The sequence below is a fragment of the Sinanaerobacter chloroacetimidivorans genome (assembly GCF_018128545.1).
Taxonomy (GTDB): domain Bacteria; phylum Bacillota; class Clostridia; order Peptostreptococcales; family Anaerovoracaceae; genus Sinanaerobacter; species Sinanaerobacter chloroacetimidivorans.
On the sequence record NZ_JAGSND010000012.1, the window covers coordinates 38,346 to 56,058 of the forward strand.

The 17,713-nt window shown below is 44.7% G+C and carries 14 protein-coding genes; 10 read left to right on the forward strand and 4 right to left on the reverse strand.

Going from position 1 to position 17,713, the window contains the following annotated elements; all coding sequences use genetic code 11:
* Window positions 1-54 precede the first annotated feature (54 nt).
* The 3 genes from KCX82_RS15755 to KCX82_RS15765 all read left to right on the forward strand — a co-directional run bounded on the left by KCX82_RS15755 (window position 55) and on the right by KCX82_RS15765 (window position 4,811).
* Window positions 55-387: a DMT family transporter gene (locus KCX82_RS15755; RefSeq protein WP_227019450.1), complete on the forward strand. Its 333-nt coding sequence runs from the start codon at window positions 55-57 to the stop codon at window positions 385-387.
* A gap of 26 nt (window positions 388-413) precedes the next feature.
* Entirely contained in the window at window positions 414-1,340 is a 927-nt protein-coding gene (locus KCX82_RS23155) for an AraC family transcriptional regulator (RefSeq protein ID WP_227019451.1), read from the forward strand.
* A gap of 237 nt (window positions 1,341-1,577) precedes the next feature.
* Entirely contained in the window at window positions 1,578-4,811 is a 3,234-nt protein-coding gene (locus KCX82_RS15765; protein ID WP_227019452.1) for an S-layer homology domain-containing protein, read from the forward strand.
* 61 nt (window positions 4,812-4,872) lie between these two features.
* On the opposite strand, the gene KCX82_RS15770 is transcribed toward KCX82_RS15765, so the two are convergent.
* Window positions 4,873-6,816, reverse strand: coding sequence for a M56 family metallopeptidase (locus KCX82_RS15770; protein ID WP_227019453.1), 1,944 nt, complete (start codon window positions 6,814-6,816; stop codon window positions 4,873-4,875).
* A 2-nt stretch (window positions 6,817-6,818) separates the two neighbouring features.
* Window positions 6,819-7,181 carry a BlaI/MecI/CopY family transcriptional regulator gene (locus KCX82_RS15775; protein WP_227019454.1) on the reverse strand — a complete coding sequence of 121 codons (363 nt, stop codon included), beginning with the start codon at window positions 7,179-7,181 and terminating at the stop codon, window positions 6,819-6,821.
* A 219-nt stretch (window positions 7,182-7,400) separates the two neighbouring features.
* Here KCX82_RS15775 and KCX82_RS15780 point away from each other — a divergent pair, with 219 nt between their 5' ends.
* Together KCX82_RS15780 and KCX82_RS15785 are read left to right on the forward strand one after the other, a co-directional pair.
* Window positions 7,401-7,718, forward strand: a complete 318-nt coding sequence (locus KCX82_RS15780; protein ID WP_227019455.1) for a TfoX/Sxy family protein — start codon at window positions 7,401-7,403, stop codon at window positions 7,716-7,718.
* Between the two features lie 20 nt (window positions 7,719-7,738).
* Complete coding sequence (locus tag KCX82_RS15785) at window positions 7,739-8,206, forward strand: VOC family protein (RefSeq protein WP_227019544.1); 468 nt, start codon at window positions 7,739-7,741, stop codon at window positions 8,204-8,206.
* 95 nt (window positions 8,207-8,301) lie between these two features.
* Here the strand turns inward: KCX82_RS15785 and KCX82_RS15790 are convergent, their stop codons facing one another.
* Window positions 8,302-9,135 carry a class I SAM-dependent methyltransferase gene (locus KCX82_RS15790; protein WP_227019456.1) on the reverse strand — a complete coding sequence of 278 codons (834 nt, stop codon included), beginning with the start codon at window positions 9,133-9,135 and terminating at the stop codon, window positions 8,302-8,304.
* A gap of 391 nt (window positions 9,136-9,526) precedes the next feature.
* Here KCX82_RS15790 and KCX82_RS15795 point away from each other — a divergent pair, with 391 nt between their 5' ends.
* The 4 genes from KCX82_RS15795 to KCX82_RS15810 all read left to right on the forward strand — a co-directional run bounded on the left by KCX82_RS15795 (window position 9,527) and on the right by KCX82_RS15810 (window position 15,179).
* A complete protein-coding gene (locus KCX82_RS15795; RefSeq protein ID WP_465250671.1) occupies window positions 9,527-11,497 on the forward strand; it encodes an acyltransferase family protein in 1,971 nt (656 codons plus the stop codon).
* A gap of 112 nt (window positions 11,498-11,609) precedes the next feature.
* Window positions 11,610-12,323, forward strand: coding sequence for a response regulator transcription factor (locus KCX82_RS15800; protein ID WP_227019457.1), 714 nt, complete (start codon window positions 11,610-11,612; stop codon window positions 12,321-12,323).
* Complete coding sequence (locus KCX82_RS15805) at window positions 12,320-13,714, forward strand: sensor histidine kinase (protein ID WP_227019458.1); 1,395 nt, start codon at window positions 12,320-12,322, stop codon at window positions 13,712-13,714. The genes KCX82_RS15800 and KCX82_RS15805 overlap by 4 nt, the downstream gene beginning before the upstream one ends.
* The gene (locus tag KCX82_RS15810) at window positions 13,707-15,179 is read left to right on the forward strand and encodes a hypothetical protein (RefSeq protein WP_227019459.1); all 1,473 of its coding nucleotides are present in this window, start codon (window positions 13,707-13,709) and stop codon (window positions 15,177-15,179) included. The genes KCX82_RS15805 and KCX82_RS15810 overlap by 8 nt, the downstream gene beginning before the upstream one ends.
* 35 nt (window positions 15,180-15,214) lie before the next feature.
* On the opposite strand, the gene KCX82_RS15815 is transcribed toward KCX82_RS15810, so the two are convergent.
* Entirely contained in the window at window positions 15,215-16,630 is a 1,416-nt protein-coding gene (locus tag KCX82_RS15815; protein WP_227019460.1) for a PQQ-dependent sugar dehydrogenase, read from the reverse strand.
* A gap of 164 nt (window positions 16,631-16,794) precedes the next feature.
* Here KCX82_RS15815 and KCX82_RS15820 point away from each other — a divergent pair, with 164 nt between their 5' ends.
* A complete protein-coding gene (locus KCX82_RS15820; protein WP_227019461.1) occupies window positions 16,795-17,697 on the forward strand; it encodes a DUF3658 domain-containing protein in 903 nt (300 codons plus the stop codon).
* Window positions 17,698-17,713: the final 16 nt, after the last annotated feature.

Below are 17,713 nucleotides of genomic sequence, written 5' to 3' on the forward strand. Positions count from 1 at the left end.
GTAGTTTTATCTGTCGAAAAATTTACAAGCGATGCAGAATAAAGGAGAGATTAGATGGCCCAATATTGGATATATTTGTTTCTTACCATAGCATGTGAAGTAACGGGAACCGTGATGATGAAGATTTCCAACGGATTTACAAGAATTGTACCATCAATTCTAATGATGGTATTTTATATATCTATTTTGCCTCTTTTTACACTGGCTTTAAAGAAAATCAACCTCGGCGTTGCCTATGCAATCTGGTCGGGCGTAGGTACTGCTTCTATCGCAATTATCGGATATCTTCTATTCAAAGAACAGATGAACCCTGTAAAAATCACTGCGATAGCCATGATTATTATTGGAGTAATAATGCTTAACCTCAGCGGTGTGACACACGGATAGAAAACAGAGAGGCAGGTGATACACAGGTGCGCCCTGAAATAATTAAATTCGCAAACGGAATACCGGTCAAAGCATTTGTCAGGAGTGTCGGCAAATATCCCTACCACTGGCATGACGCACTGGAAATCATACTGGTGCTGAAGGGTTCTTTCAATATCAGAATGGGCACGGAAGATCACTTGCTGTACGAAGGCAGCATAGCGGTGGTCAATGCCGGCGAACTGCACCGTATGGAAGGAAACGAACAGGAGAATCAAATCCTATTTTTTCAAATCGATGACCGCTTTTATAAAAGTGTCCTGCCGGACAGCAAATATTCCTTTATCTACTGCTGCTCCACCTACCATGAAGCAGAGGCGCCGGAAAAGTACGGTAAGCTGAAAGATTACATTGCCCGGCTGGCAGTGATATTAAACGAACAAACCGGCGTTAACCGTCAAAAGGACGCCGAACACCTCCTGACGGCACTGCTTGCCTATCTGACGGACAACTTTAATTATCTGCGTTGGGGGCCTGGGAAGGCAGCGTTTGAGGAAAAACAGGTGGAAAGACTCAGACAGATGGCTGAGCATATAAACAACAGCCATAGCGTTAATCCGGGACTGAAAGACCTGGCTGCAGAGGTTAATATCAGTTTATATCATTTATCTCATGATATTAAGAATAAGTTCGGATATACATTCCAGGAATTATTGTTTTACAGCAGGATTGAACAAGCGGCAAAACTTCTTTTAAGCACCGATGAACGGATTATTGACATTGCGATGGAGTGCGGGTTTTCCGATTCAAAATATCTTATCAAACACTTCAGGCAAAACTACAAATATTCTCCTTCTGAGTTTCGTAAAAAGTACCGGACAGATGCCAAAACCCTGGCATCACAGACGCAGTACCACGAATATCCCCTTTCTGAAGCAATAAAGTGCATTGGAATTTCAGGAGGCGGGAAATGAGAATGAACAAAATTAGGAAAGAATGGAAAGGCGGGCGTAAATGAACGACCGGCCTTTTTTTTTTACGCAGTTTGACGGTGGTACACCGAAAATTTTTTTATAATAAACCGCAAAAATGTCAATGTATGCGTCTTCCAAAAGAAATAGAATAATTATGCTATAAAATCGCCCAGGGTTAAGAATCCGGAATAATTTATTCCGACTGATGAATACCTGGAAAAACCAGGAGGTAAGGATATGGGGAAGGCAAGCTTATACAAAATAGCGGTGTTTTTTATTGTAATCTGCATGATGGTGACTGCCGCAATACCGATGACATCATGGGCAGAGGAAGAGGGATTCAGCATTCTATCATCCCCTGCGGAGGGCGATGCGTATGTATACAGCGGATGGGCAAGCAATTCAAGTCAATCCGTCACATTCCCTGACGGCATTGTTATTGACGGGACTCAGCCAGGGGCTTATTCAACGATTAAACAAGGCGTTTCAGGTGTCCAGGCCGGAAGAACGCTGTTCATTGCAGATGGCAGCTACACAGGAGCAAACAACAGAAATATAACAATTAACAAGAACATCTCAATGATTGGTCAAAGCCTGGCCGGTACAGTAATTGATGCTCAGCAGGCAAGCAGAATATTCACAATTTCGGCTGGCAGAAACGTTACTATCCGTAATATAACAATGGCAAACGGTCAGATAAGCACTGTCAGCGGCTTTGATTTTTATTTCGGCGGCGGAGCCATATTTAATAAAGGGACTTTAACAGTAAATGATTGTGCTTTTACAGGCAATACCGCGCAAGGCAATGATGTTTTTGTCGGCGGAGCTGTTTATAATTATGAGAATTCTACTTTGAAAATTAATCATTGTATTTTTTTAAATAATGTTGCACAGGATTGGGGCGGCGCCATTTATAGTGACTGGTACGCTACTCTGGAGATTAAAGACAGTACTTTTACAGGCAACACGGCTCCTTTCGGCGGCGCTATATGCAGTTCCACAGGTTTATTGACCGTTGAGGGCAGTACTTTTGCCAATAACAGCGCAACCGCCGATTATAACAGTGGAGGCGGCGGGGCCATATCCAGTTCGGCTGATGAAGTGTTGGTGAAAGACTGTGCTTTTATTAGCAATGCGGCAGCCGCAGATGGCGGGGCCATTAGTTTCGCCTCTGCTGCTGCGGTTGAAGACAGTATTTTTACAGATAACAGCGCAGATTCGGGCGGCGCTGTACACAATGGTGAAAACGCCACACTGATCGTCACCGGCAGCACTTTTACAAATAATACAGGAGGAAATTACGGCGGTGCAATTGTAAATTACGGCAAATTCAACCTGGAAGAAAGTATACTCGTACAAAATAGTGCTGCAGGGTATGGCGGCGCGCTCTATACGGGCTTTGATGATTGTAATATAAGCAACAGTACTTTTGAAAGCAACCGTGTAACCAGCACGTGGTCCGGCGATGGAAAAGGCGGTGCCGTCTGCAGTTTTGATTGCATTTTGAGACTGGATACCTGTGATTTCATCAACAACCTTGCGGATAACAACGGCGGTGCTATTTATAATGATGAACCATGGTTCAGAGAAAGCAGCACGCTGGAAGCGATAAACTGTAACTTTACCGATAACAGAACCAATACGGGCATTAACCGAAATGGCGGTGCCATCTACAATTGTGATATTTTGATGTTGAAGGCCTGTGATCTCAGCAATAACACGGCAGGAACGGATGGCGGCGCCATTTACAATGATGGCGGCAATGCGGAGATTCATTTTAACAGAATCACAGGCAATATGCCCGGCAATAGCCAAATAAGCCACAGCAGCGGAACTATGAATATTGCCAACAACTGGTGGGGGGATAACGAAGGATCGGATGGGAAAATAGCAGGTATCGGTTTAACACCTGCCACATGGCTGGTTCTTACTGTAAGCCGGGACCGGGAAGTTCTTGATCTTGGTGAGTCTTCAACGGTAACAGCAGACTTACTGTATGATAATCAGGGCAATTATTATGCACCTTCCAATGGACACATACCGGATGGAATCCACGTAGCGTTTGATGAATCCGGTATTCCACCCCTTGGCAGTTTCAACCCTTTGTCGGGAACAATGGTTGATGGTCAGGCATCAACTGCTTTCACCGCGAATCGTCCAGGTGCAGCCAATATCATGGTATCCGTTGATAATCAGCAGGTTTCAGCTCAAATTGACATTGAAGATATTGCAATCATACCAGGACGACCTGATACCGGCGGCAGAGCCAGAACATCAGAGCTCGTAACGATTGATTCTGCCGGAAATATAACGGCTGCACCCAAGTTCAATCAAAATACCTTCATAGCAGCAACAGAAATAGGGACTTCCATATTGAATAAGGCTTTTGAAAGGGTTGCAAAAAACAGTGACGGAAAGAGGGCTGTAGAAATTACAATAAACGTAGAAAAAGGCGCGAAGGCATATGAGCCTACCCTGCCCGCAAGCGCCCTGACCTCCTCCGGCACAGGCACGGAGTTTGTAATAAAAACCGGGTTCGCATCGGTCACTCTGTCCGGCGGCATGCTGGAGCAGGAGGCTGCGGCATGCGCTGAAAAGGTGTCCCTGACCGTTGCACAGACGGACTCGTCAGACATTGACAATGAAGAAGCAAGGGAACGGATTGGCGGTAGGCCGGTGATACAGCTAAGCTTGAAACTGGACGGAAAGCCTTATGCATGGAGCAATGAAAACACGCCTGTGACGGTGAGTATCCCATATCAACCTACTGCCCAGGAGCTTGCCGACTCGGAGCATATTACTGTATGGTACATTGACGGCAGGGGCAATGTGGCGGAAGTACCGTCGGGAAGGTATGACCCTGCAACGGGAACCGTAACCTTCAGTACCACACATTTCAGCAATTTTACTGTGGTCTATGTGACAAAGACCTATGACGACCTGGGAAGAGTGGCCTGGGCTAAGAAGCCCATTGAGGTCCTTGCGTCCAAAGGGATCCTGAAGGGGATCTCGGAAACAGAATACGCACCCCAGACAAACATCACAAGGGCGGACTTCCTGTACTGTCTGGTCAGAACCCTGGGCGCCGATGCGAAGGCTGACGGGAATTTTGATGATATAGGCAAGGATGCCTATTACTATAAGGAGATCGCCGCTGCCAGAAAGCTCGGCATCACCGGAGGTACCGGAAACAACAAATTCAGCCCCGATGCAGGTATCACGAGGCAGGACATGATGGTATTGACCGAACGGGCCCTGAGAATGCTGAACAGGCTTGACGCACAGGGTACGGCTTCGGACCTCAGCCAGTTTGCCGACAAATCCCTGGTAGCAGCCTATGCCGTGAACGGAGTAGCCTCTGTTGTCAAGGAAGGACTGATTACAGGCAGCGGCGGCAAGATTAATCCAAGAGGCAATACAACAAGGGCGGAAGCAGCGGTATTCCTGTACAGGATATACAATAACGATTAGAGCTGCCGTGACATCTATAACGGTATTTGGTGTGATGAACAGAGAGCTTGCAGGTTGTATGTTACTGGTCTAATAAAATTTCATGATTTCTATAAACGATGTCCGAAATAAAATCCGTACTTTCGATGTCAAAATTTACAAAGTTTTTCATTCTTGATAGTAACCCGGCATACAGGGACAATCTGCCGTCGTTGTTATAGGTGATCATCATATCCCCATTTGGATGTGTATACGCAAAGGTTACGATTTGCTTTGCAGCCGGGTTAAAATATGCCGCATGAGACCGATGGAGCCCGGAGCCCCATGAGTAAGTGAAATACAATTCCGGCACTCCATCCCCTTCCATATCTGCCAGAGCCATGCTCGTTACACCGAATCCGCCGAACCATTCGCCGAGCGGGTATATGTTACCCTCATATAGCAAAAAGGAAGCACAGGAGGTGTCATATTTAAAGATCCTATAGTCGGAGTTCTCTTTGATCGTTACTGGTGTGATGTTATAACATGTATCGGTGTTGTATCCCGATTTAAAATCCCCTTGCAATGACAGAAAGTCCTTAACACCATCCTGTGTTCCGTATACAGAGGTTTTTATGGGAATTTCCCCGTCGACCCTTTTGATCTTGTAAATACTCCAGATATATCTGCTCTTTTGAGTATTGACATTGTCCATATGCAGACGTGCCAGCCATATTTCATCATCCAGCTGATAAATTCGATAAACAGCGGCACCGGAAGCGTCGGTTAACGTGTACTGATATCGCTCTTTGTATGCAGAAATATCAGGAACGCCCATATTTTCCACCATAAAGTCATTCCCAAACGCCCTTTCATCTACCTCGTTTTGCGTATAGGTAACAGGAATCCTTTGCTGATTGCCGGCCTCATCTATCAGAATGAGTGAATTTTCAGTAATAGTGTAGTATTCTCTATACCCATCAAAAGCAATAAAGGAACTGAGCGGATTCATATAGATTTGCTTTTCAAACGCATAATTGCCATTCAACTCAGCGCTCCTCTTTCCCTCTTTATTTTGCATTGGGTTGGCTGCGCAGACGGCAACGGTGGCAAAACATAGGATGACGGCAAGGAGGATCACCCATTTTTTTGGCTCCCTGAACCTCAGAACGTTCTTCACACGCTCCCGTATGCCAATCTCCCCGAAGGTAAGCGGCCTTGCTGCCAGAAAACGCCGGTTTGCTGCAAAGGACAGCAGTGACGTGCTGTATTCATAAATAATGTCCTCATCTGCTTCCGACAACACCTTTTCATCACAGCTCATCTCCATGTCTTTTGTCATTAGAAGATAAGCAAGCCAGACAAAAGGATTAAACCAGTGAACAGTCAGCACACAAAAACTTAACGGTTTTATCAGATGGTCTTTCCGTTTCAAATGGTACCTTTCATGGTGCAGGATGTACGCACGCTCCTGTTCGCCCAAGCCGAAGGGAATATAAATTTGAGGTCTGATAAAGCCGAGAACGAAAGGCGACCGAATTTTGTCGGATTCATAAACATTGCTTTCCAGCCGGACAGCAGTGGCCATGCGGCGTTTTAGACGGATATAGGTGATCGTGTTGTAGACAAGGAGCACGGTGATACCAGTGCACCAAAGGATTGTGCCCAGCAGTATCCATATTTGGAGAGGATTGACGCTGGCGTATGGAGCAGCTGCCGGAAGGCTTTCACTAATGATAGAATTCATGGTGGGGATGCCTACCGTTACCTTTGGCGTGCTCATATACCCGATATCGGCGGGGACATAATGAAGTGCCGCCCCGCCGCCTCTCTGAGCGGTTGTCATATCAAAGGGCTTCGTTTGAAAGATGCTGAATACGGAGGAAAAAGATACCGGACAAATCAGACGAAACAGCACCACAGACCATAATAGATAGGAATACTTTTTCGGAACCCTTTTCAGAAGCAGTCGGATAAAAAGCAGTGTCAGGATGACATAGCTCGCTGTAATGCTCATGTTTAATACCTTCAGAAACAACGATTCCATGATCATCCCTCCTTATGTGCATCGATCAGGCGTTTGAGTTCGTCGGCTTCCTTTTTCGAGATGGTTTTACCACCGAGAAACGAGGTGAGAAACTGCGGCAGTGAGCCCTCAAAGGCCCTTTCAACAAAACACTCGCTCTCAAAGGCCTGTACTTGCTCTTTAGGAACAACAGCACTTACCACGGTATTCACGTTTTTCAGAAGTCCTTTTTCGCACATTTTTCGCAGCACAGTATAAGTGGTGGGCTTTTTCCAGCCGAGCTTTTCAGCACATAGCGCCACAAGACGGCCCGAAGCCACCGGCTCGTTTTCCCATACAACCAACATAAATCGGTAGTCACTTTCGCAAAGTTTCAGATTTTCCATTCTCTATACCTCCCAATCAGGTTTATGGTTATAAACCCCATGGTTAGTTTATAACTATAAACCTTTATTGTCAATAGGGAAAATTGGTTATTAAGAGATGACATTGAAATAACCTCAAATATAAAATATAATTTTGATTGTGGAAAATGATAGAATTCCAAGCGCGTATGATTCTATGAATCGAGCAATATAAACGGTGGAATGAAGAAAGGAGAAGGTATGGCAACGACGATAGATTTTATAGAATATGTCTGTGAACAGATCAGAGGGATTGGTACTATCAGATACAAGAAGATGTTTGGAGAGTATATGGTTTATATAAATGAAAAACCGATACTTCTCGTATGTGATAATACGGTTTTTGTAAAAAAACTTGACTGTATCAGCGAAAAGATGAAAGACGCAGAGACAGGCTTTCCTTATGACGGGGCAAAAGAGCATTATATATTGGACATAGATCATTCCGAATTCAGCAAAGAAGTGATCGCTTTATTGGAGCCGGTTATTCCGATTCCAAAACCGAAGAAGAAAAAATAAATTTACACGGAGGAAAGATGATGAAGTTTAAGGGCCCTATGCTGGTTGTAAAAGAGATTGAAAAATCTCAGCGATTTTACAAAGAAGCTCTTGGTTTAAGGACTATTTTAAATTTTGGGGCAAATATAACTCTAACAGGCGGTGTCGCATTGCAGACCAGAGAAAGCTGGGAAGAGTTTATTCGGAAAGATGATACCTGCATCCGTTTCGGAGGAAACAATTCGGAATTGTATTTTGAAGAAGATGAGTTTGATCATTTTATCGAAAAGCTCAATAAAATGGAAAATATCCAATATGTTCACCCTGTATACGAACATCGGTGGGGGCAGCGAGTTGTTCGCTTTTATGATCCGGATATGCATATTATCGAAGTCGGAGAAAACCTGAAAGCAGTATGTAAACGATTTTTGGACAGTGGTATGACAGTTGAGGAAGCTGCACAGAGGATGGATGTTCCTGTAAAATTTGTTCAGGCCTGTATTCGATAAATTCCGCTTTAACAGTAGGGATTGCATATAAAATGAAAATAAGGCATGCCAAGATAGCCGGGGGCTGCCTGGCATGCCAGAATAAAAATACCACATTATGCTTTGGAACAAAGGATACCTATTACAAGCGAATCTTCGCAGTATTTTTCACCCCATAAATTAGATAATATTGCTTCTACATGAAAACCATTTTCTTCCAGTTCTTTTTGTATGGACTTATGGGAAAAGAAAGACTGATAGATATAATAAGACTTTATCTCAGAATCTATTACAACTGCAAGATCGCACAGTGCAGAAATATCCGGGTAGATTATGGTTTTTTCAAGAACGAAGTGCTGATGGGGCCTCCAGAAGCCTGAATCGGAAGCATACCACTTTGATACAGCTCTTTCTTTTCGGTGCTCAAAAGCACTCATAGTGGAAACGTCAAAAGCAAAAAATCCTTTTGGTTTTAACGCTTGGTGTATGTTCTTCAGTAAAATTCTCCTGCTGTCCGGGCTAAGAACACCGTAGTCCTGGGAAATTAACAGTGCACTATCAAATTGGTTGTCTCCAAAAGGACTCAGGTAACTTGAAATGATGAAGTCCGCATTTTTACCTCGATTCAGATTTCTTGCATACCGGATAGAGGTTTCCGATCTGTCTATACCAGTCAGTTGATATCCCTTCTGAACAAGCTGAAAACTGTATAAACCCGGACCGCAACCCAGATCCGCTATAGAGCTACCGGTTTTTAATCCTGTTGCTTGGATGAAATATTCGCAAATGGCTTGTATTTTTTCCGGTTTATAGCTTGCGGCATCGGTTTGTGGTGAAAGGTGCGCCTCCAGCATCATTTTAGAGATATGAAGATCATTCCAGAGTTCCGCACCTTGTTCGTATGGTGCAGGAAGTCTGTCGGTGTTTATTAAGTCTATTAAAGTAAGCATAGCAACTTCCTTTCTAAAATAAATCATTTGATAGCATACTGCAAAAGGGGATACCGCTTATACGGTATCCCCTGGAAAATAAAAGGAGATACCACCAGAAAGGAGAGCAGTTACAACAAAAAATGCCTTCATAAAAAAGGTAAAAGACATTTTTATCTGTAAACTGTTCCTTCTTTCTTTTCCGGTTCGTGCAGATTTTCGCCCCAACCGGATGGTATCCCTCCAATAATCATATTCAGTATACTATCACTTCTATCATATCTTGCTGTGTACCGGATGTCAATTATTTAACATTTTCGTAAAGAATTTTAAGTATTTTGTAAAGCACTGAAACTCAAAACTTGGTAAGGTAAAAAGGAAGAAAATTGGCTATAAAGAAAGAAAATTGGCTATGATGGAAAAAATCCGAGGCCTGACACAAGTGGAGAGTGAAGATAACATGAATTGCAGTAAGAAAACGAATCAATGGAATTTATATCAAGGAAGATCACAGGTGGCTTCCATCGGCTATATGCCGGGATTGGATGGGCTAAGGGCTTTGGCGGTGTTTGCGGTAATGGCCTACCATCTCAATCTGACCTGGGCACCGGGAGGGCTTTTAGGGGTAAGTCTGTTCTTTGTACTGTCCGGGTATTTAATTACCAACATCCTGCTGACCCAATGGGAACACTCCGGATCCATTGATTTGAGAGATTTCTGGCTGCGCCGGGCCCGGCGTCTGCTTCCGGCCTTTTTTTTGATGCTGGCCGGCGTGATGTCCTGGATTGCGTTGTACGCTCCGGAACGTCTGGCAGTCTTGAAGCAGGAAGCGTTAGCCGCAATATTTTATTGCAGCAACTGGTATCTGATCTTCCATCAAGTATCTTATTTTGAAAGCTTCGGCCCGCCGTCTCCTTTGGGGCACCTCTGGTCTTTGGCGGTAGAAGAACAATTTTATCTTTTCTGGCCGATTCTTTTGGGATTAGGGCTGCGCTGCTTTCCGCAGCGAAAATGGATTATCAGGGGAACAGCTGTTGTCGCTTTGATTTCGGTTGCGGCGATGACGCTGATTTATATACCTGGACATGACCCCAGCCGGGTATATTATGGAACGGATACACGTGCTTTCGCGTTGCTCGTCGGGGCTGTACTAGCAATGGTATGGCCCAGCGGTCAGATGACTGCGAACCTGTCCGGCAAAAAGCGAGTGACCCTTGACGCGGTAGGAAGCATGGGGTTGTTGGTCGTACTTTTGATGATTATGAAAACCAACCAATACCATCCCTTTCTCTATCAGGGCGGACTCTTGCTTTATTCTGCTGCGGCGGCTTGTCTGGTGGCTGCTCTGGCCCACCCTGCAAGCTATCTGGGCAGGATTTTCGGATGGCGCCCGTTGCGTTGGCTGGGAGAGTGTTCTTATGGGCTTTACTTATGGCATTATCCGGTTATCGTGCTGACAAGCCCCGCTGTGAATACGGAAGGCCCGGACCTTTCACGTACACTGTGGCAAATCGCGGTGAGCATGCTTCTGACGGTATTGTCTCGCTACCTGATCGAGGAGCCGATTCGATACGGAAGAAGAAAACCATTTCGGAAACGGCCGTCGGACCTTCAGCGGTGGCGGAGGCCAATGGCCCTCAGCATCAAAATTTCAGTTAGTATCCTTCTGATTTTTTTAGTGTTGTTTGTGACTGCCAATGAAGGGATACAGACTTTGGCAAAGGATTTATCAGAGAGAACGGAGAACAATACGGCTGAAATGGAAGCCCGGGTGACTGAAATGGAAGACAGGGTGACTGAAAAGCAAACCCAAACGGACGAAAATAAAGTTATTGCAGAGGGTAAGGAAGATCCTAAGGACGAACCTGCCACGGATGGGGAACCAGCTGCGGCAGATCAGAAGGGTGATATCAAAGGGGATGATATTACAGCTATTGGAGATTCCTTAATGATCGATGTAGAATCGGTTTTGCTGGAACGTCTGCCCGGCATTGTCATCGATGCGAAGATCGGCAGACAGATGCATCAGGCTCCGGACGTCGTTTCAAGGCTTCAAAAAGAAGGGAAACTCGGGAAAATCGTGATTATAGAATTAGGAACAAACGGTTCATTTACGGAAAAACAGTTAGCTGAAACACTGGATACCCTGAAAGAAGCCGAGGAAATCGTCCTGGTAAATACGCGTGTCCCGAAGCCTTGGGAAACGGTGGTGAATGAGACGCTGAAAAGGGTGTCGGAGTCTTATCCGAATACAAAGCTGATAGACTGGTATGCAGCCAGCAGCGGCCATGATGATTACTTTTATCCGGATGGTGTACATCTGAACAGGAAGGGTGCGGAAGCCTACGGGGAAATCTTGTTCGAAGCCTTATCAAATTTATGATATAATGAACGCTAGCCATTGAGATGCAGCGTCGCTGCAAAGAAGCGTTTATTGAATCATAAATTGCTCACCAATTTATGATATAATACTAAAAAACCAAAGGAATAAGGATATGCACGAAAATAAGATAAAAGTATTGGTTGTTGAAGATGAAGCTTCTATCCGGCGTTTTATCACACTGAATCTGGAGATGGCCGGGTATGAAGTCGGAGAAGCAGAGAGCGGAGAGGCTGCACTGGCACTGCTCACGACGCTGCGCCCCGACGTGGTTGTGCTGGATCTGATGCTGCCCGGAATTAACGGGCTGGAAGTCTGCCAGCACATTCGTGAAACCATGCCGGAACCGCTCGTCATCATGCTGACGGCAAAGGGACAGGATACGGATAAAATAATGGGTCTTGAACTGGGAGCGGATGATTATATGGTCAAGCCCTTTAATCCCTTTGAATTAATTGCCAGAATCAAAGCAATGCTAAGACGCAGGAACCGTTTTGAAACCGGGAAAACGGCCTATGTTTGCGGTGATCTGCACTTGGACACTGCCGCCAACAAACTGCTCAAAAACGATATGGAAGTGGAGCTGACCCCTACGGAATATTCTTTATTGAAAATGTTTATGGAAAATCCGGGAAAAGCATTGAAGAGAGACGAGATGCTGAATGCTGTCTGGGGAGAAGATTATTTTGGCGATACGAAAACTTTAGATGTGCATATCAGGCGGCTGAGGGAAAAAATCGAAGACAATCCCTCTGAACCCCAACATATTAAAACCGTTTGGGGTTCCGGCTATCGATGGCAGCCTCAGTCCGGCAGGAGGCTTCCATGAAAGGGATCAGAGGGAGACTGACGGCGAATTTCATGATTGTAATTTTGGTTTCGGTGGCTATTTTGGAAGTACTGCTGATCTATACTGTCCAGCAAAATTACTACGGCAGCTTAAAGGGCAACCTGACGAATCAGGTCAAAATCAGCGCGGATATGTATTCCAAATATTATTCCGATACTTCATTGGAAGATAATATCCTCTATAATGTCGATGCATTTTGGAATCAAAGCAATGCCGAAGTGGAAATTGTCGACCGGGAAGGGAAGATTATCATGGACTCCTTGGGGACGATCCCCGGACAAGGAGAGCCGATGGATGATATTCAGGATGCCTTACATGACAGGATGGGGGAATGGGTAGGCAAATTAAACGGCCAGAAAGTTATGGCTGTAGCCTATCCTTTGAAGTCGGATGGAGAAATTGTCGGAGCCTTACGTCTGATTGCTTCTACTGATGCCATCGATCAAGACATTCGGAGCACGATGAAAATTTTTATCGCCATCGGGATTTTTGTTGTTTTGATTGTCGGTTTGCTCAGTATTTTTTTAGCGAATACCATTCTGGTCCCTTTGAAGGAAGTGACGACTGTTGCCGAAAGCATGGCGGCAGGAAATTTTCAAATCAAGAGTCAGAAAAAACGGGATGATGAGATCGGAAAGCTTTCAGATACCTTGAACTACATGGCCGATGAAATTAAAAAGAAGGAAAGGCTTAAAAATGATTTTATTTCTTCGGTATCCCATGAATTGCGCACCCCGCTGACCTCTATTATGGGCTGGGCTATTACGCTTCAAAGTGAGAAATTTCAGCAGAAAGAGATGCTTCACGACGGCCTCGGCATTATTGCCAAAGAGAGTGAACGTCTCACTCAGATGGTAGAAGAGCTTCTTGACTTTTCAAAGTTTATTTCCGGCAGAATCAAGCTTGAATATAAAACAGTGAACCTGACGGATCTTCTGGAACATATCCGAAAACAGCTGACGCCGCGGGCCGTTCGGGAAAGCATTGATTTTACCGTTGCTTATCCGGAAAACATGTCCCCTTTGTTAACAGATGGCAACCGTTTAAAGCAATTATTTATCAATATTCTGGATAATGCTTTAAATTTTACGGATGCCGGAGGATTTGTCCACTTTCAGACCGAGATCAGAGAAAAAGAATATACGTTTACCATTACGGACAGCGGGTGCGGCATTGCTGCCGAAGAGCTGCCCATGGTGAAAGAAAAGTTTTATAAAGGCAAGAGCTCACATTCCCAAAACGGGATCGGTTTATCCATCTGTGAAGAGATTGTCATCCTGATGGGGGGGCGGCTGGAAATCAGCAGCGAGGTTCATGTGGGGACAACTGTCGTGATTACCTTGCCGAAAGAGGTGGGAGCCAATGGTTAAAAAATGTCTGCTTCTCTTCCTTGCATTTTTGGTTTTGATGCTTGGGGGCTGTGCCAATTCCTCAGGCTCATCGGCCGGTAAGATTATACCCCCGCCCAATCAAACCTCCCCTCTTGGAGGAAAATGGACCGTGATTCAAGAGTTGGATAAAAACGGGAATACAGGAGAGACAACGTTGCAATGGGAAGGAAGCAGTGTGCAATTTACTGCAGGTGCCGTCGCATTCGGCGGGCATGTATGGGACAATCTTTCTTATAAAATCAAAAGGGTAAATGCGGCAGATTATTTAATGACAAAATATATTCCATTTTCCGATGTTTCCATTCCGGAAACCCAGGAGGTCGATGTCATTACGGTCTATGCCGCTTCCAATTTTCTGGGCGAATTTATGAAAATTGACGATGCAAACATGATTTCCTTTGTACAAAACAAAGGCCTTTTATTGAAAAAGGTTTCGGATCAGGCGGACGGCCTGCTGGGAACAGCCGACAGAAATGTACAAGATCTGAATCAGGACAGCAATGAAGGGACATCCGGTGTCCTGTTGGGATTGCGGATTCCTTCAGGCAGCGGTTATATCTACCGTACGATTTGGGTCGCTGCCGATCATCACCAGCTTCACCCGGTTCTGGCGGCTGAACAGATTTTTTTCCCGCGTACCAGCGGGTTTTGGCAGCTTCGTGTTCAGGACATCTCTGCGGGCGGAAAGACAGGCAATCTGCTGACGGCCCGCAATGTGGAGACAAAAACTCCTGAGATGAAGAAGGAGAAAGATGGAACGGAGGCGCAGGAGGGTACTGAGCCGGCTGTAAGAATCATCCATTATATCGGCAATGATTATATAGCCACTGAAAAAGATCATGACGGAGTGAGACAATTGCAGGTATTGCCGGTGGACAAATTATCGTCTGCCACGGAAATCAAGGTTTCCGATTTGATGGGGGACAAGGGATTAAGCGCTTATTTGTATGCAAGAGAGCATGCAGCTGAGGCATTAAGCGACAAAGGGGTTCGTTTGATTGACAGAGATGATTCCGGGGAGAATTTCGGCCTCGTAAGGAAAAACGGACATTGGTTTCTTGTGGGTAGAATCAACCATCAAAGCGGCGGGGAGATTGCGCAAACAGACTTTGATCTCAAGATTATCCCGCCGTCTAATTTGATTTTCTATGATACCCTGGTTTTAAGCTGGCATCATATCAAAGACCGGGTTCCTGATGCCATGGATGCCTTTACTTCACCGAATAAGGATATTGCTTTGGTTAAAACGAAAAATAAATTGATGATTTACCCTATTGGTTCTGAACAATTAGCGGAAAACCCGCTGGGGGAGATTGACCTGCAGGAAGGAGCCGCCGTAATCATGGCCGAGTGGGCGACAGGGTCCTATGTTGACAGTTGGGAGAAGTCGTTTCTCTCTTTTGGTGCCCAAGCCCTACCAAGCAGCTCTGTCCGGATACGCTGAAGGTGACTCATGGAATAATTTACGCTGAAGGTGACTCATGGAACAATTTCAAAAACAGTCCCTTGGTTAAGATCAGCCACTCTCATAGAGCCATAAACCCCTAAATACAGCCTGGTTTGATCCAGATTTGTTCCCAAACCGACATAATAAGCTGATTGAGACCCAAAATCATAATCGGTTTCAATGACGCTGAAATCATTTTGTTTACAATCTGCCCGTAACCAGGTATAAGCAAGAACCCCTCTTGCAGGTGGTGAAGAACCTTCATTTCGAGCCAGATCAGTAAATAAAATACTTCCCGTTAAATCGGGAATGTCATTCCCCATATAGGGTTGGACTCCTGTAAGTGCGGTTGCCCCAAACTTATCGGAGCGGGCATCCTTATGAAAATAACTGGTCAGAGGGCGAAGACGCTGTGCGGAAGTTCTAACTGCTTCATCGTAATAAGCAACTATTTTCTCATCCAACGCAGGATTTCCAGCACAGCCGCTTATGATTGAAGTAGGAAACGAACCTTCCCACCCGCGCCATCCGAAGTTGATAAAGCCTTCTCTGTCAGGTCCGGATTCTGTGAAAGGCGCTTGAACAAGCTGAGTAACCGGTATTGGTTTGTAATCAGAGAATGAAAAAATCGACTCTTCCAGATCCTGTCCTACATTACCTACAAATTTGATAAACTGATTCTGAAATCTTTGAAACGAAATGCCTGGTATATTTCGAACCCCTTTGGCAATTACCGTAAGGGTTTCCGGAATCGGTGCGGGAAGTTCGTCAAAACGTGTAACGACGGGCGGATTATCGATAAATGTATTCACAGCCACATCAATTTCAATTATTTTGCCGGCTATTTCCATATCATTTTGGCTTAAATTAAATGGGTCATAGCCTGATCCGCCATCACCGGTGGTTAAAACAAGCTTTCCTGTTTCCGGTGAAAAATTTAAACTATTGAAACCATTATGATTTGAAAAAGGCCTTCTTAAATAAAGTAATGTCCGCCGTTTTTGAGGTTGACCATTCAATTGTAAACTCCATTCTTCAACGGTATCAATATGATCATATTGAATTTCTCTATCGATCCAGTTTTGGTTTAAGGTTTCGGGGTTGCACGGGTCAGGATGAAATGATCCGGGAAGAGCACCCGGACCTTGTGTTCCCGCTGCTGAATAATGAAGATAAAACAGACCGTTATCATAAAAGTCGGGATGAAACGCCAGTCCCAGTAATCCCCTTTCATCATATCCGCCGTTGGATGTACCTAAATCCAGGATTTGCGGACGGATATCTAAAAAAGTCTCTATAACTCCATTTCCTACGTAATAGATTTCTCCTATCTGGGTTGCAATAAATAATCTTTCAGTTAAGTCCCCCGGAAGAATAGCTGTTTTTATAACAGTAGGCATATTTAAATCACTGACGACAGGCCGTAAACGAACTTTAACATGGACCAACGAGTTTCACCCCTCTTTCATGGTATTCTTTTATAAGAATATGATAACAACTGTTCATTTAGTACAGATTGGCCCAGAGCTGATATTTGCAACATAATCATACAAGTACGTACATAATTGTGGTATACTAAGAATGGATACAAAAGCAAGAAAGGAGCCTTTCTATGATTGAACTTGCCTTTGGAGAAAGTCCTGCCGGTGCACTAAAACTGGCAAAATCGATGAAACGGGGAGAACGTCTATCTGGTACAATTGCCGTGTTTGGCGGCACCAAAAAAGAACGGCGTGAAGCAAAGAAGCCCCGCAATTGGTCTGGTATCACCATGGAAGGCTGTTCGAAGGATGTTGAGGCCTTGACCCTTGCATTGGATATTGGTGATATTGCGGAGATGGATACCGACATAATCAAACGCAAAATGCTGCTTGACGGTTTGTTTGCGGACTTTCCGGGAGCGTCTGATGAATTATGGAAAACGAATATGAATGCACTGATGCGGATTCAGGAAGCAAGAACAACACTGGAGCCTGTACGAATGTGGATATGCTCCGATGATCCTGCGGAAGTATGCGGATTGTATTATACCTGCCGCTTGATGTCAGATTCACAGACACCTCTTTCTGTTGTACGTATACCTGCGCAGATTGAGAAAGACAACAGTATCACCCGTTATCACAGCACCAGAGAAGTACCTGCAGAAGATTTTGGAGCATTCACTGAGTATGAGGAGTCTATAAGTGATTTACAACGTAGAGTTTATGCAAATAATTGGGGTTATTTGACGCATGAAAATGCTCCTTTACGTACGATAATCAATGGAAGAGTCATTAGTGTACCGGTGGACTTCTATGATTTTGCACTTCGATCCAACATACCTGAGGGAGAGTTTCGGGTTGCACAGTTGATTGGCAGAACATTAAACCAAATACCAGGCGTCATTGACAGCTGGCTGTTCTTAAGGGTGCAGGCTATGATACAATCAGGAGAATTGATTGAGATTTCAGCGGTTTCTGACGATCATCCCTATTCAGGTGTGGTGAAACGAAGCTGCGAAAAGGATATCTTTTGAAACAGACAAAAATAAA

Bases quoted from the DNA above. Each gene is read 5' to 3' on its own strand.
- KCX82_RS15785 (WP_227019544.1), top strand. From the start codon at position 7,739: ATGAAGTTTAAGGGCCCTATGCTGGTTGTAAAAGAGATTGAAAAATCT.
- KCX82_RS15755 (WP_227019450.1), top strand. From the start codon at position 55: ATGGCCCAATATTGGATATATTTGTTTCTTACCATAGCATGTGAAGTA.
- KCX82_RS15800 (WP_227019457.1), top strand. From the start codon at position 11,610: ATGCACGAAAATAAGATAAAAGTATTGGTTGTTGAAGATGAAGCTTCT.
- KCX82_RS15780 (WP_227019455.1), top strand. From the start codon at position 7,401: ATGGCAACGACGATAGATTTTATAGAATATGTCTGTGAACAGATCAGA.
- KCX82_RS15765 (WP_227019452.1), top strand. From the start codon at position 1,578: ATGGGGAAGGCAAGCTTATACAAAATAGCGGTGTTTTTTATTGTAATC.
- KCX82_RS15805 (WP_227019458.1), top strand. From the start codon at position 12,320: ATGAAAGGGATCAGAGGGAGACTGACGGCGAATTTCATGATTGTAATT.
- KCX82_RS15810 (WP_227019459.1), top strand. From the start codon at position 13,707: ATGGTTAAAAAATGTCTGCTTCTCTTCCTTGCATTTTTGGTTTTGATG.
- KCX82_RS15790 (WP_227019456.1), bottom strand. From the start codon at position 9,135: ATGCTTACTTTAATAGACTTAATAAACACCGACAGACTTCCTGCACCA.
- KCX82_RS15775 (WP_227019454.1), bottom strand. From the start codon at position 7,181: ATGGAAAATCTGAAACTTTGCGAAAGTGACTACCGATTTATGTTGGTT.
- KCX82_RS15770 (WP_227019453.1), bottom strand. From the start codon at position 6,816: ATGGAATCGTTGTTTCTGAAGGTATTAAACATGAGCATTACAGCGAGC.
- KCX82_RS15820 (WP_227019461.1), top strand. From the start codon at position 16,795: ATGATTGAACTTGCCTTTGGAGAAAGTCCTGCCGGTGCACTAAAACTG.
- KCX82_RS15795 (WP_465250671.1), top strand. From the start codon at position 9,527: ATGATGGAAAAAATCCGAGGCCTGACACAAGTGGAGAGTGAAGATAAC.